Source organism: Agreia bicolorata (assembly GCF_000938265.1).
In the GTDB taxonomy this organism is placed as follows: Bacteria; Actinomycetota; Actinomycetes; order Actinomycetales; family Microbacteriaceae; genus Agreia; species Agreia bicolorata.
In genome coordinates this window covers 1-1002 of record NZ_JYFC01000018.1, presented here as the reverse complement: position 1 = coordinate 1002, position 1002 = coordinate 1, and the positions used below count along the sequence as shown (strand labels likewise).

The 1002-nt window shown below is 63.6% G+C and carries 1 protein-coding gene; it reads left to right on the top strand.

Annotated elements, in window-relative coordinates; genetic code table 11:
- Positions 1-75: 75 nt before the first annotated feature.
- Entirely contained in the window at positions 76-978 is a 903-nt protein-coding gene (locus tag TZ00_RS18525; protein WP_044444015.1) for an IS982 family transposase, read from the top strand.
- The last annotated feature ends 24 nt before the right edge of the window (positions 979-1002 follow it).

Sequence of the window (1002 nt, the reverse complement as noted above, 5' to 3'; positions counted from 1 at the left end):
CTAGATGAGTGAGTCCGATTGGTTCGGGCGGCGTGGATGCTGTTAATCGCAGGCGGAGGGTGTTAAGCCCAGTGTGTGAAAACAGACCTCAACACCCTCCTGACCACACTTTACGTCCATCTCGATGACCGGATCCTGCCCGCGATCGGGTTCACGCGGGATCATCGGCCCGGACGCAAGCCCGCGCTGAACGATGTCGAGCTACTCTGTCTGCTCGTCGCGCAGCATCTGCTCGGCATCGCGTCGGATCGGAAATGGATCCGGCATGCTCGCGCTCACCTGATGGGCATGTTTCCGAACCTTCCCGGCCAGTCCGGGTGGGGCAAACGTGTCCGACAGTCCACTGGGCTGCTATCCGCGGTGATCGCCGAACTCGCCCGCGACACCCCCTCCTGGGGCGAGATCACACGACTGATCGATTCGACCCCGCTGCCCTGCGGGAAGTCCAGGGAAACGGTGAAACGGTCAGACCTCGCCGGCTACGCCGGCTACGGCTATTGCGCGTCCCACTCCCGGTTCTTCTGGGGTTTCCGCCTCTACCTGGTCTGCGCTCCCGACGGGATGCCCGTTGTCTGGGGGCTCGCGAACCCGAAGATCGGAGAGCGTGAAGCGGCTCAGGCGATGCTCGACCACGACCGGCACCTCATCCAATCTGGGCAGGTGATCATCGGCGACAAGGGCTTCGCCGGACGCGAGTTCGAGTCCTTCGTCACCGACGACCTCGGAGCGCATCTGATCCGTCCCGACCGCAAAAACGAGAAGCCCCGGTTCGGGAAACTCGGCGGCATCCGACAATGGGTCGAGTCAGTGTTCGACACGCTCAAGGGGCAACTCACCCTCGAAGACCACGGCGGACGCACCCCCGCAGGCGTCTACTCCCGCGTCGCCGCGAGACTCCTCGCCCTCGCCGCCGGGATCTGGCACAACTGGCTCATCAATGCCCCCGCCAAACGCTCCCTCATCGCCTACGACCACTGAAACGAATCGGACTCACTCATCTAG